Consider the following 12,472-nt stretch of genomic DNA (forward strand, 5'->3'; position numbering starts at 1 on the left):
CGGCGGGACCGGCCGACCCCATGCCGCGGCTGCGACGCGGTACAGCAGACAGGAGGCCGTGAATGACCATCGACCAGCAGGCCGGGCACGGGACCGAACCCGCGGCGAAGGGCCTGGGACTGGTGCACGAGCACGACCGCTCGCTGCGCCTGACCTACGACGGCGCGGAGTTGACGCGCTACGTCTACCGGCCCTGGGACGTTCAGTCGGAGTCACCGCGCCCCTACTTCCATCCCGTCCGCACCCTGGGCGGCGACACCGTCAGCCTGTACCGGCCGCACGACCACGTCTGGCACAAGGGCATCGCCTGGTCGCTGCCCAACGTGGGGGCGGCCAACTTCTGGGGCGGGCCGACCTACGTCCGCGACCGCGGATACCGGCAGTTGGCCAACGACGGGGCGATGCTGCACCGCGGCTTCGACCGCCTGGCGGCCGCCCCGGACTCCGTGGCGGTCGACGAGCGCCTGGACTGGGTCACCGAGCAGGGCGAGACGTGGTTCACCGAGACCCGCGGGTTCCGGGTCGCCGTGGACCCCGCCCGCCAGGCGTGGACCCTCGTTTTCGAGACGGCGTTCACCAACCTGACCGACGCCGAGATCGCCATGGGCAGTCCCACCACGGAAGGCAGAGACAACGCCGGATACGGCGGGCTCTTCTGGCGCGGCCCCCGCTCCTTCAGCGGCGGCCGCGTCTACGGCCCGCATGGCGAGGGCGGCGACGACATGATGGGCGTGCGCGCCCCGTGGATGGCCTTCGCCGGCCGCCACGACGAGCACGACCGGGCCTCCACCCTGGTGTTCGTGGACGCGCCGGAGAACCCGGGCCACCCGGTGCAGTGGTTCGTGCGCTCGGGGATTTTCGCCTGCGTGTGCCCGGCACCGTTCTTCAGCGAGGAGGTACCGGCCCCGCCCGGCGCGGCGTTGGGCTACCGCTACGCGGTCGTCGTCTCCGACGGCGACCGGGGGAGCTCGGGCAGCGCGGAGCTGGCCGAGCTGGGCCTGGCCGAGCTGGAGCGGGCCGCGCGGGGGAAGGCGGGCGCACCGTGAACTCCTCCGTTCCGGGCCCCGGCGAGGCGGCCCCGACCGCGGTTCCAGGGGTTCCCGGATTCCCCGGGGGCACCGCGGTCTCCCACCTGCACGTCTACGACTGGCCCGCCGCAGACGGCCTGGCCGGCGGATCCCCCCACCTGCACACCGCGTCCGCGGAGGGCTACGTGGTCGTGCGCGGCCGGGGAACGCTGGAGACGCTGAGCAGCGCGGGCTTCACCGAGACCCCGCTCGGTCTGGGCACGCTGCTGTGGTTCACCCCCGGCACCGTCCACCGGCTGGTCAACGGCAGCGGGGACCTGGAGCTGCTCGTCGTCATGCAGAACGCGGGACTGCCGGAGAACGGCGACGCGGTGCTGACCTACCCGCCGGACGTGCTCGCCGACCCCGAGGCGTACGCGCGGGCGACGGCCATCCCCGCGTGGGCGGACTTCCCCGATGCCGCATCGGCGCACGCGGCGATGTCCAAGGCCGCGCGCGAGCGCCGCGACCTGGCCATCGACGGATATCTGCGGCTGCGCGAGCGCGTCGCGGCCGAAGGGGGCGGCGCGCTGGCCGACCTCTACGAGGCGGCGATCGGGCTGGTGCGGGACAAGGCGGCGGGCTGGCACCACCACTGGGAGCGCGGCCCGCACGGCCAGGCCGAGGCCACCGGCCGCCACATCGCCGAACTCGCCTCCGGGCGCGGACGGCACCTGCACGAGTCGGCCCTCTACACGGCCGACTCCCCGTCGAGGCCGTGGCGCACCGGTATGTGCGGGATGCTGCAGGTCTGGGACCTCGACGGCGCCCACCCCATCGGCTGACCGACCGCGCCGGACCGGCCCGGCGCCGCGAACCGCGGGCCCCTTCCCCGTCCCGCCCCTCCCCGGGACGGAAGGCAAGGGGCCCGCCCCGTGCGGGCGATGCGCTCTCAAGGCGGCCCGTTTCGCCTTTCGCCGAACCCGGCCCGGCGACGTCGGACGCCGGCTCGCGTCGGTGCCGGAGCACGCGTCGTTCGACCTGCCCGAAATCCTTCCGTTCCTTTCCGATCGCTTGACCCGCCGCTCGGATCGGAGCAGGGCGTTCACCGCCTCCGGTCGACCGGGCGGTGCGGAGCGAGCGGAAGGGGTGTCCGATGTACGGGTCGGAGCAGGAGCGCAGGACCTCCCGGGCACTGCGCTGCCACCGGATCGTGGCGGGACGGCGCAGCCAGGTGGGGGCGGCACGGGGGTGGGCGGCGCAGCGGCTCCGCGGGGTCGACCGCGCCGACGACGTGCTGCTGGCGGTCAGCGAACTGGTGACCAACGCCATCGTCCATTCGCGCTCGGGTGCCCCCGGCGGATGGGCCCGACTACACCTGAGGCGCTGGCCGACCGGGGTCGAGGTGCGCGTGGCCGACCTCGGAGCCGCGGACCGCCCGCAGCGGGCCGCGGCCTCGGAGTGCGCCGAAAGCGGCCGGGGGATGGCGCTCGTCACCGCCGTGGCCGATGAGTGGGGCACGCAGGAGACCCCCTACGGGCTGACCGTCTGGGCGCGCTTCAGCACCGCCGGGGACGCGCGGTGAGGACGCGGCCCGGGTCGGCCGCCGAACGGTGACCTCCCCGCGCCGGCCGGGAACGGCGGCACCCGCCGAACCGGGTGCCGCCGGCACGTGTGCGGAGGGGACCCGTGGGTAGCGGGACCGCACCTGCCGCCGTCGGCTGCGCGCACGCCCGCCGCGCCGCCGTACCCGAAGGGAAACATGACCGAACTCCTGGATTTCCTGCAGGCCCGCCTGGCCGAGGACGAACGGGCGGCCCAGCAGCAGATGGTCCCCATCCCCGGCTCCAGGGAGTCCGACGAGCCGCCCTCGGAGTGGCCGCGCTCCCCCGGGCGCGCCCCCGACCGGCGCATGCTGCTGGACGTGGATGCCAAGCGGCGGATCATCGAGCTCTACGCCGAGGCCGCCGCTGAGGAGCACGGCCTGCACCCGGAGGCCGACCCCTGCCGCGAGGTGCTCGACATCGTGATGCACCTGCTCGCGCTGCCCTACGCCGACCACCCCGACTACGACCGGTCCTGGAACCCGTGACCGGTCCCCGCGCCGGTCAGGACACCGTTCCCCTCCGCTGCTCGCCCGCCGCCTCGGGGGCGGCCTCGTGGCCGGGCCGGCCCTTGGTGCGGCGGCGCTCCTTCAGCACCGATTCGTGGACGTGGCGGAGCCCGCCCATGAGGCTCTCCCTCGCCAGCCGTTCGAGGGCGCGGAAGTCGGCGTAGTAGCCGTCGTCGTACTCCTCGAGGAGCTGGTAGGTCCATCGGCCGGTCAGCACGTTGCGCCCGATGAGCTCGGTCTCGATCCGGTCGGCCAGGTCGCCGTGGCCGGCGCGGCGCAGCAGGGACACCGCCTCGTCCAGCTTGAAGTCGGCCTCACCGGTCAACTGGTGCATGGCGTACAGGTGGCCCCGCGCGCGCTCCACGGTCTCCAGCGCCTCGGTGATCCTGCCGACGCCGGCCACCACGTCGGGCGCCACCCCCTCCGGACGCCGATCCGCGCTGAGTTCGGCGCTCTCACCTGCTGCTTCACCGGTTCCGTGCATGGCGGTCAGCTTCCCGGGCAGCGGTGATCCATGCATGCGGGGAGGGCCCGGGGCCGGGCCCCTCACAGCAGCAGCAGGCGCAGCACGAGCGGCGCTGAGGGCGGCCTGGACAGGGGGCGCACCGTTGCCCCAGGCGTTCCGCTGTCCGCCCGGACCGGGCGCCGCCCCGGGTACGGGTGAAGCGCGCGGGTCCGCGGCGCTCAGGCGATCTCGACCAGGTCGGCGCAGGTCGTCGCGGCGATGTGGTTCACGACGTCGGTGAGGCTCTCCCGCCTGCGGAAGGCCATGCGCTGGCGCCGGGCGCCGTCGCCCATCCGGTACAGGGCCGCCAGCGCGGACTCGGCGAAATCGAGGTCGCCGCACTCGGCCAGGTCCGGCCGGACGCGTTCGAGGAGCCGCTTCAGCAGGACGCGCGCCGGTGTGAGCTCCCCGGTCTCGGGGTCGGCGCAGCGCCCCTCCAGCCCGCCGCGGGCGGCGCGCCACAGCTGTCCCACCAGGGCCTCGACGGGGAGGTCCGGCGGTCGGCGCCCGGCGGCGACGTCGCCCAGCCCCGCGCTCACCAGCCCGCGGACCAGCACGGCGATCAGCGCGGCCTCCTCGGCGGTGGCGGCGACGTCGCAGACCCGCACCTCCAGCGTCGGGTTGTGCTCGGACAGCCGGATGTCCCAGTAGATCATTCCGCGGTCCAGCGCCGCTCCGGAGTCGAGCAGCCCGCGCACCCTGGCCTCGTAGTCGGCCAGCGAGGCGAACAGCGGCGTCGGCAGCGCCGAGGGCCAGCGCGACCACGTCACCTGCCGCCAGCTCGCGTACCCGGTGTCGGCTCCCCCCGAGAATGGGGAGTTGGCCGTCAGCGCCAGCAGAACGGGCAGCCAGGGGCGCAGGTGGTTGCTGACCCGGACCCCGGTCTCGCGGTCCGGTATGGCCACGTGGACGTGGCAGCCGCAGATGCCGCCCGAGTCGACGATGGCGCCGAAGTGCTCGGCCATGCGCCGGTAGCGGCGCTCGGGGGTCACCGGAGGCGGTCTCGACTCGGCCAGGACCGGCGCGCCCACGGCGAGCACGCGCAGTCCCCGGTGCCGCGCCGAGGCGGCCAGGCGCGCCCGCAGGCTCCGCAGGTCCGCCAGCAGTTCCCCGGCGTTGCCGCACACCGAGGTGGCCGACTCCACCTGGCAGCGGGCGAGCTCGCACTGCACCTCGCCGCTGCCCCGCTGGGTGTCGCCGAGCACCTCCGGTCCCCGCGCTGACAGGTGACCGTCGGCGTCGACCAGCAGGAACTCCTCTTCGACCCCGACCGTCGGATAACCGTGGCCTAGGCGTTCAGCCGTCGTCATATGCCGCCGTTTCCCGTGCGTGCCGATCGTCGCGTCCGGTGCTGTCCGCCGCGACCGAAGGAACACGGGTGCGCCGGGCCGCCGATGGCCGTTCCCTGCCGTGGCCCCGGGCACGGCGCGCCTCGTGTGACCGGTGAGCTACCCCCGGCCACGGACGGGAAACGGTGTTCCCGGCTTCGAAGGACGCGGCGGAGGACACGGGTCGGCGCCTGCGGCCGGCGCGGGCGCGACCGGATCGCCGCCGCGGGAACAGACGGGCTCTTCCCGGTGTTTCCACCGCGGGTCAAAAACCGGTTGCCCGTTTGCCTATTCTTGCGACTGTATGAAAACGCCGCCTGTGAGATCCCCCCTCGCCGACCTCCGCGATCGCCTGCCCGAGCTGACGCTGCGCGACCAGCACCGGCTGCGCCGCCGCATCGAGGGTGCGCGCAAGGTCCGCGATCCCCGGAAGCAGAAGACGGTCGCCGACGCGATCGCCGCAGACATCGACTCCGCCGAGCTGAGCGTCGCCCGGCGGCGCTCCGCGCTGCCCGAGATCGGCTATCCGGAGCAGCTCCCGGTCAGTCAGCGCAAGGACGACATCCTCGCCGCGATCCGCGACCACCAGGTGGTGATCGTCGCCGGTGAGACGGGGTCGGGCAAGACCACCCAGCTGCCCAAGATCTGCATGGAGCTCGGGCGGGGCGTGCACGGGACGATCGGGCACACCCAGCCGCGGCGGCTGGCGGCGCGGACCGTCGCCGAGCGCATCGCCGAGGAGCTGGACACGCCACTGGGCGAGGCGGTCGGCTACAAGGTGCGCTTCACCGACCAGGCCGGTGAGAACACGCTGGTCAAGCTCATGACCGACGGCATCCTGCTGGCGGAGATCCAGCAGGACCGGATGCTGCGGGCCTACGACACGCTGATCATCGACGAGGCGCACGAGCGCAGCCTCAACATCGACTTCCTCCTCGGCTACCTCAAGGAGCTGCTGCCGCGCCGACCCGACCTGAAGGTGGTCATCACCTCCGCGACGATCGACCCGGAGCGCTTCTCCCGGCACTTCGGCGACGCCCCCATCGTCGAGGTCTCCGGGCGGACCTACCCGGTGGAGGTGCGCTACCGCCCGCTGACCGGCGACGCCGAAGAGGACGAGGACGACCTCGACCAGACCCAGGGCATCTGCGCGGCCGTGGACGAGCTGTCGGCCGAGGGCCCCGGCGACATCCTGGTCTTCCTCAGCGGGGAGCGGGAGATCCGCGACACCGCCGACGCGCTGGCCAAACACGTCGGGAACCGGCCCTCGGCGCCGGAGATCCTCCCGCTGTACGCGCGGCTGTCGGCGGCCGAGCAGCATCGGGTCTTCACCGGGCACCGCGGCCGCCGCGTCGTGCTGGCCACCAACGTCGCCGAGACCTCGCTGACGGTGCCGGGCATCAGGTACGTGATCGACCCCGGTACCGCGCGCATCTCGCGCTACAGCCACCGGACCAAGGTGCAGCGGCTGCCGATCGAACCGGTCTCCCAGGCCTCGGCCAACCAGCGCAAAGGGCGCTGCGGCCGCGTGGCCGAGGGCGTCTGCATCCGGCTGTACTCGGAGGAGGACTTCCTCTCCCGGCCGGAGTTCACCGACCCCGAGATCCTGCGCACCAACCTGGCCTCGGTCATCCTGCAGATGGCGGCGCTGGGACTGGGCGACATCGCGGCCTTCCCCTTCGTCGAGGGCCCGGACCACCGCCAGATCAAGGACGGCGTGCACCTGCTGCACGAGCTGGGTGCGCTGGACCGCGACGAGAAGGACCCGCGCAGGCGGCTGACCCCGCTCGGCCGCAAACTGGCGCAACTGCCGGTCGACCCGCGGCTGGGCCGCATGGTGCTGGAGGCCGACGGCAACGGCTGCGTGCGGGAGGTCATGATCATCGCCGCCGCGTTGTCGATCCAGGACCCGCGCGAGCGCCCAGTGGACAAGCAGCAGGCCGCGGCCGAGAAGCACGCGCGCTTCGCCGACAAGGAGTCGGACTTCCTCGCCTACCTCAACCTCTGGAACCACGTGCGCGAGAAGCAGCGCGAGCTCTCGGGCAGCCAGTTCCGCAGGCTGTGCCGGACCGAGTTCCTCAACTACCTGCGCATCCGCGAGTGGCAGGACATCTACTCCCAGCTCAAGCAGGTCGCCAAGACCATGGGGGTCACGCTCAACACCGCGGTCCCCGACCCCAGGCACGTGCACCTGTCGCTGCTGTCGGGGCTGCTCTCCCACATCGGACTCAAGGACCCCGAGAAGCACGAGTACCTCGGCGCTCGGGGGGCGCGCTTCGGGATCTTCCCCGGTTCGTCGCTGTTCAAGAAGCAGCCGCGCTGGGTGATGTCGGCCGAGCTGGTGGAGACCTCGCGGCTGTGGGGCCGCGTCAACGCCCGCATCGAGCCCGAGTGGGCCGAGTCGCTGGCCCAGCACCTGGTCAAGCGCACCTACAGCGAGCCGCACTGGGAGAAGAACCAGGGCGCGGTGATGGCCTACGAGAGGGTCACGCTCTACGGCGTGCCGATCGTGGCTCAGCGCAAGGTCAACTACGGGCGCATCGACCCCGAGGTCTCCAGGGAGCTGTTCATCCGGCACGCGCTGGTGGAGGGCGACTGGCAGACCCACCACCGGTTCTTCCACGCCAACCGGCGGCTGCTGGAGGAGGTGGAGGACCTGGAGCACCGCGCCCGGCGGCGCGACATCCTGGTCGACGACGAGACGCTCTTCGACTTCTACGACCAGCGGGTCGGCTCCGAGGCCGTCTCCGCCCGGCACTTCGACTCCTGGTGGAAGCGGACCCGGCGGGACCGGCCCGAGCTGCTCGACTTCGAGAAGTCGATGCTGATCAACGAGACCGCCGAGGACGTCAGCGAGACCGACTACCCCGACTTCTGGCGGCAGGGCGAGCTGCGGTTCCCGCTGACCTACCAGTTCGAGCCGGGCACCGAGGCCGACGGCGTCACCGTGCACATCCCGCTGGAGGTGCTCAACCAGGTGGGCCCCGAAGGGTTCGACTGGCAGATCCCGGGCCTGCGCCAGGAGCTGGTGACCGCGCTGATCCGGTCGCTGCCCAAGCCGGTGCGCCGCGGCTTCGTCCCCGTGCCCGACCACGCCCGGACGGTGCTGGGACGGATCACCCCCTACGAGGAGCCGCTGCTGGACGCGTTGACGCGCGAGCTCGGCCGCATGGGCGGCTCGCCGGTGCGGCGCGCCGACTGGCAGCCGGAGCGGATCCCCGACCACCTGAGGATGACGTTCCGGGCGGTGGACGACAAGCAGCGGAAGCTGGCCGAGGACAAGGACCTCGACGCGCTCAGGCTGCGCCTCAAGCCCAGGCTGCAGGCCGCGATCTCGGCCGAGGCCGAGGGCGTCGAACGGAGCGGGCTGACCTCCTGGGACTTCGACGAGCTCCCTCAGACGTTCGAGCGCAGAGCGGTCGGCCACGCGGTCAAGGGCTACCCCGCGCTGGTGGACGAGGGCGGCGACGTCGCCGTGCGCATCTTCGACACCGAGGCCGAGCAGCGCACGGCCATGTGGGCCGGCACCCGCCGGCTGCTGCTGATCAACCTCGCGTCGCCGGCCAAGTACGTCCAGGGCCGGCTGGGCAACCAGGCGAAACTGGCGCTGAGCCACAACCCGCACGGCAGCGTGGCGAAACTGTTCGACGACTGCACGGCCTGCGCCGTGGACGCGCTGATGGCCGAATCCGGCGGACCGGGCTGGGATGCCGCCTCCTTCGCCAGACTGCACGACCACGTCCGGGCCGGGCTCACCGACACCGTGGTGGACGTCGTCGGCACCGTCGAGCGCGTCCTGGCGGCCGCGCACGCGGTGGAGAAGCGGCTGAAGGGCACGACCAGCCTGGCGGTGCTGCCGTCACTGGCCGACATCCAGGCGCAGTTGGGCGGGCTGATCCACCGGGGCTTCGTCACCGCCACCGGCCGCAGGCGACTGCCCGACCTGGTGCGCTACCTGCGTGCGATCGACCACCGGCTGACCAAGCTCCCGGAGAACCCGCGCCGCGACCAGATGCACATGGCCAAGGTCGAGCAGATGCGCCAGGCCCACCGGCGGCTGCTGGACTCCCTGCCGCCCGGCCGGCCGCCGGAGGCCGAGCACGAGGAGATCCGCTGGATGATCGAGGAGCTCCGGGTCAGCTACTTCGCCCAGGAGGTCGGGACCGCCTACCCGATCTCCGACAAGCGGATCCTGAAGGCCATCGACCGGCTGTCCTAGATCGCTGACGGGAGAGGCGGGGACTGTCTCCAGGCCCTGCCGTGGTCCTGCGGGCCTGGCGGGGCTGTTGTCAGCGCGCCGGCGCTGGCGGCAGCCTTCCCACGTCATGCGGTGGCCGACGAAACCCTGTGGCCACACCTCCGATTCCCACCGACGATCTGGTGTGCCGAGTCGTCGATTCGATGCGTGTTCCACATCAACGACTCAGAACACCAGGCGCGGCCGTTCCCGGACGTTCGGGAACCACCGGAGGGGCCCGCGGCGTCGATCCATCGTGAGAATGCCGAAGACGAGACCGAAGGCCCGTTGGATCGCGCTGGGCGCGCTGGCGCTCGCCGCACTGGCGTTCACCCCGGTCACCTGGCTGCACGTGTCCACAGCCGACCACCGCGACGCCCTCGCCGACGCGCCGGCGCGTCCGGTGGCGATCGTGCTGGGCGCCGGCCTCACCCCGGACGGGCGGCCCACACCGTCCCTGGCGCGCCGCCTCGACATCGCCGCTGAGCTGTACCGGTCGGGCAGGGTGGAGGCGATCCTGGCCACCGGCGACAACAGCCTGGACTCCTACAACGAGACCGACGCCATGCGCGGCCACCTCATCGAGGCGGGTGTGCCCGAGGCGAAGGCGGCCGGCGACTACGCCGGGTTCAGCACCTGGGACTCCTGCGTGCGGGCCCGCGAGGTCTTCGGTGTGGAGAAGGCCACCGTGGTCACCCAGTCCTTCCACCTGCCCCGGGCGGTGGCGCTGTGCCGGGCCGCCGGCATCGAGGCCGGCGGCGTGGGCGACCCCGGCTGGGGCGAAGAGCGCCTGGTCGCCAACGTCTACGGCTACACCCGTGAGGTCCCCGCCGCCTTCAAGGCGGTGACCGAAGCGGTCCTCCAGCCCGAACCGCGGTTCCTCGGCGACCACGAGACCACCGTGCAAAGAGCCCTGGAGACCCCGCGCCGCGAGTAGCGCCGCCGGCGGCCCAGGCCCGCTGCGCCGTCTCGGCGGTTTCAGGCGGTGGTTGCAACGGCCCCTTGGAACCGCGGCCTGAACAGGTCCGATAACGTCAAGATCGGCGGGACAGCCACCGGACCACGTCGCACACCGCCCTGGCGTTGGCGCCGAGCTCGCGGAGGTAGCCGTAGCCGGTGGAGCGCGACCGGCGGGCCAGGCTGGGATCGCCCACGCCGACGGCGTCCACCCCCACGGCCCGGCACAGCGTCACCGCCCGGGGCAGGTGGAAGGACTGGGTGACCACGGTCGCCGCGGTCACGCCGTAGGCTCCGCGCGCCCGCACGCAGCTCTCCCACGTGCGGTACCCGGCGGGGTCGGCCGTGATCGCCTCCTCCGGGACGCCCTGCCGGACCAGGTGGTCGGTCATGACATCGGTCTCGAACCCCGATTCCCGCCGGTTGTCGCCGGACACCAGGAGCGCGCGCACCTTTCCGGAGCGCAGCAGCTCGGCTGCGAGGTCGAGGCGGCGGGCCAGCAGCGGGGACGGCCCGTCGGGCCACGCGGCGGCGCCGAGCACGATCGCCACCGGGCGCTCCGGGACCTCAGCGGCGCCGAACCTGCGCCGCGCGCTCGCCGCGTACATCCACGCCGTCGGCGCCAGCGCCAGCGCGACCCCCGCGACCGCCGCCCGCGTCCACGTTCCCGTCCTCACCCGACCGCTCCCCACACGTCTTTCCGCGCCGCCCGTCCTGCCTCGCGCCTAGAGGATCTCACGCGGCGCCGGTGTCCGGTCCGCGGCCTCCGGCGGCCGGGCTCCCGGCCTCGGCCCCGGGACCCGCCCGCTGTCCTGCTCCCTGGGGTGCGCCAGGTCCTCCCCGAGGAGGGTGGCCGCCACCTGGGCCGCCTCGGCGTGCAGGTCCGACGGGATCAGCCCGTCGGCCGGCGCCCCTCTGCGCGGCGCCGCGCGCGTCCCGCAGCATGAACAGGCCGCGCCCGCCTCACCCCGCGATTGACCGCGGGCGGTTCGGGCAGCAGAGGACACCGGGTGCCGCGGGATCCGCCGTCTCCGGCGCCGAAGCGGCACGGACGCGGGGAGGCGAGCCGAATTTCAACGTTCAATCTGGCGCTGCTGGCCGTCGGCGCGACGGTCCTGCTCGTCGGGCTCTTCAGCGACCTCGTCAAGCGGGCGATGCTCTCGGGGCCGCTCATCGCCCTGGTCCTGGGCGTGCTGCTGGGCCCCCAGGTCACCGGACTGCTGGACCCCGCGCGGTGGGGCGAGGAGTCCCTGCTCCTGGAACAGGCCGCCCGGCTCACCGTCGCGATGTCCCTGATGGGGATCGCGATGCGGCTCTCCGGCCCATACTTCCGCAGGAACACGCGGTCGCTGGCCGTGGTGCTGGTCCCCCTCATGGTGGCGATGTGGCTGGTCACGGGATTGCTGGCGTTCTGGATCCTGGGCGTGCCGATCTGGGTGGCAATGCTGGTGGGCGCGGTGCTCACGCCGACCGACCCGGTCGTGGCCAGCAGCATCGTGCAGGGCTCGGTCGCGCAGCGCTGCATTCCGGCGCGCGTGCGCAACTTCCTGTCCGCCGAATCCGGGGCCAACGACGGACTGGCCTATCCCCTGGTGTTCCTGGCCGTGCTGATGCTCGAACGTCCGGCGGCCGAAGCGCTGCCGCACTGGCTGCTGCACACCCTGCTCTGGGAGGTGGGCGCCGCCGTCATCCTGGGCGCCGCTCTCGGATACGTCGCCGGGCTGCTGCTGAGATGGGGCCGCGCGCACCACACCGACACCGGGACGTCCCTGCTGGTCTACAGCCTCGCGCTGACACTGACCGTGCTCGGCGCCACCAAGCTGGCCGGGACCGACGGCCTGCTGGCCGTGTTCGTCGCGGGCCTGCTGTTCAGCCGCACGATCTCGGCCGAGGACGAGAAGCGGGAGGAGAACATCCAGGAGGCGATCAACAACTTCTTCCTGCTGCCCGTCTTCGTGCTCCTCGGGCTCGCGCTGCCGTGGCGGGAGTGGGCCGAACTGGGCTGGCGCGGCCCGGCACTGGCGGTCGCGGTCCTGCTGCTGCGCCGGCTGCCCGCCTACATGGCGCTGAGCCCGCTCATGCACCCTGTGCGCGACCTGCGGGAGACGGTGTTCCTGGGCTGGTTCGGGCCGATCGGGGTGGCGGCGCTGTTCTACGCGAACCTGAGCCTGCACGAGACGCCGACCAATCTGGCCTGGACTGCCGGCAGCCTGGTCATCTGCGCGTCCGTGCTGGCCCACGGGGTGACGGCCAAGCCCATGACCCAATGGCTCGGGCGAGGCTCCCGTCCGTGACCGGCGCGGAGCCGGTCGGCCGGTGCACGGA

General features: G+C 73.0%; 10 protein-coding genes. 7 read left to right on the top strand and 3 right to left on the bottom strand.

What is annotated here, in order from left to right; genetic code table 11:
• The first annotated feature begins 62 nt into the window (after positions 1-62).
• The 4 genes from HDA32_RS21835 (at position 63) to HDA32_RS21850 (ending at position 3,099) form a co-directional block, all read left to right on the top strand.
• Positions 63-1,046 (top strand): DUF6807 domain-containing protein, encoded by a 984-nt coding sequence (locus HDA32_RS21835; protein WP_179644982.1) that lies wholly within the window; start codon positions 63-65, stop codon positions 1,044-1,046.
• Complete coding sequence (locus HDA32_RS21840) at positions 1,043-1,852, top strand: cupin domain-containing protein (RefSeq protein ID WP_179644983.1); 810 nt, start codon at positions 1,043-1,045, stop codon at positions 1,850-1,852. The genes HDA32_RS21835 and HDA32_RS21840 overlap by 4 nt, the downstream gene beginning before the upstream one ends.
• A gap of 311 nt (positions 1,853-2,163) precedes the next feature.
• Entirely contained in the window at positions 2,164-2,592 is a 429-nt protein-coding gene (locus HDA32_RS21845) for an ATP-binding protein (protein ID WP_179644984.1), read from the top strand.
• Positions 2,593-2,769: 177 nt separating this feature from the next.
• Positions 2,770-3,099, top strand: coding sequence for a DUF6221 family protein (locus HDA32_RS21850; protein ID WP_179644985.1), 330 nt, complete (start codon positions 2,770-2,772; stop codon positions 3,097-3,099).
• 16 nt (positions 3,100-3,115) lie between these two features.
• Here HDA32_RS21850 and HDA32_RS21855 read toward each other — a convergent pair whose 3' ends face one another.
• Positions 3,116-3,604: a hypothetical protein gene (locus HDA32_RS21855; RefSeq protein ID WP_218882548.1), complete on the bottom strand. Its 489-nt coding sequence runs from the start codon at positions 3,602-3,604 to the stop codon at positions 3,116-3,118.
• A 200-nt stretch (positions 3,605-3,804) separates the two neighbouring features.
• Positions 3,805-4,935, bottom strand: a complete 1,131-nt coding sequence (locus HDA32_RS21860; protein ID WP_179644986.1) for a carboxylate-amine ligase — start codon at positions 4,933-4,935, stop codon at positions 3,805-3,807.
• A 322-nt stretch (positions 4,936-5,257) separates the two neighbouring features.
• Between HDA32_RS21860 and hrpA the strand changes: the two genes are divergently transcribed.
• Together hrpA and HDA32_RS21870 are read left to right on the top strand one after the other, a co-directional pair.
• Positions 5,258-9,172 carry an ATP-dependent RNA helicase HrpA gene (hrpA, locus tag HDA32_RS21865; RefSeq protein ID WP_179644987.1) on the top strand — a complete coding sequence of 1,305 codons (3,915 nt, stop codon included), beginning with the start codon at positions 5,258-5,260 and terminating at the stop codon, positions 9,170-9,172.
• Between the two features lie 280 nt (positions 9,173-9,452).
• Positions 9,453-10,127, top strand: a complete 675-nt coding sequence (locus HDA32_RS21870; RefSeq protein ID WP_179644988.1) for a SanA/YdcF family protein — start codon at positions 9,453-9,455, stop codon at positions 10,125-10,127.
• Positions 10,128-10,224: 97 nt separating this feature from the next.
• Here HDA32_RS21870 and HDA32_RS21875 read toward each other — a convergent pair whose 3' ends face one another.
• Entirely contained in the window at positions 10,225-10,824 is a 600-nt protein-coding gene (locus HDA32_RS21875; RefSeq protein ID WP_376766975.1) for a SanA/YdcF family protein, read from the bottom strand.
• A 333-nt stretch (positions 10,825-11,157) separates the two neighbouring features.
• Here HDA32_RS21875 and HDA32_RS21880 point away from each other — a divergent pair, with 333 nt between their 5' ends.
• Positions 11,158-12,441: a cation:proton antiporter domain-containing protein gene (locus HDA32_RS21880; RefSeq protein ID WP_218882549.1), complete on the top strand. Its 1,284-nt coding sequence runs from the start codon at positions 11,158-11,160 to the stop codon at positions 12,439-12,441.
• Positions 12,442-12,472 lie beyond the last annotated feature (31 nt).

It is taken from the genome of Spinactinospora alkalitolerans (genome assembly GCF_013408795.1).
GTDB classification, from domain to species: domain Bacteria; phylum Actinomycetota; class Actinomycetes; order Streptosporangiales; family Streptosporangiaceae; genus Spinactinospora; species Spinactinospora alkalitolerans.

What these genes read in the sequence shown, in the direction of transcription:
- HDA32_RS21850 (WP_179644985.1), top strand. Translation starts at nt 2,770, where the DNA reads ATGACCGAACTCCTGGATTTCCTGCAGGCCCGCCTGGCCGAGGACGAA.
- HDA32_RS21860 (WP_179644986.1), bottom strand. Translation starts at nt 4,935, where the DNA reads ATGACGACGGCTGAACGCCTAGGCCACGGTTATCCGACGGTCGGGGTC.
- HDA32_RS21870 (WP_179644988.1), top strand. Translation starts at nt 9,453, where the DNA reads ATGCCGAAGACGAGACCGAAGGCCCGTTGGATCGCGCTGGGCGCGCTG.
- HDA32_RS21835 (WP_179644982.1), top strand. Translation starts at nt 63, where the DNA reads ATGACCATCGACCAGCAGGCCGGGCACGGGACCGAACCCGCGGCGAAG.
- HDA32_RS21845 (WP_179644984.1), top strand. Translation starts at nt 2,164, where the DNA reads ATGTACGGGTCGGAGCAGGAGCGCAGGACCTCCCGGGCACTGCGCTGC.
- hrpA (WP_179644987.1), top strand. Translation starts at nt 5,258, where the DNA reads ATGAAAACGCCGCCTGTGAGATCCCCCCTCGCCGACCTCCGCGATCGC.
- HDA32_RS21855 (WP_218882548.1), bottom strand. Translation starts at nt 3,604, where the DNA reads ATGCACGGAACCGGTGAAGCAGCAGGTGAGAGCGCCGAACTCAGCGCG.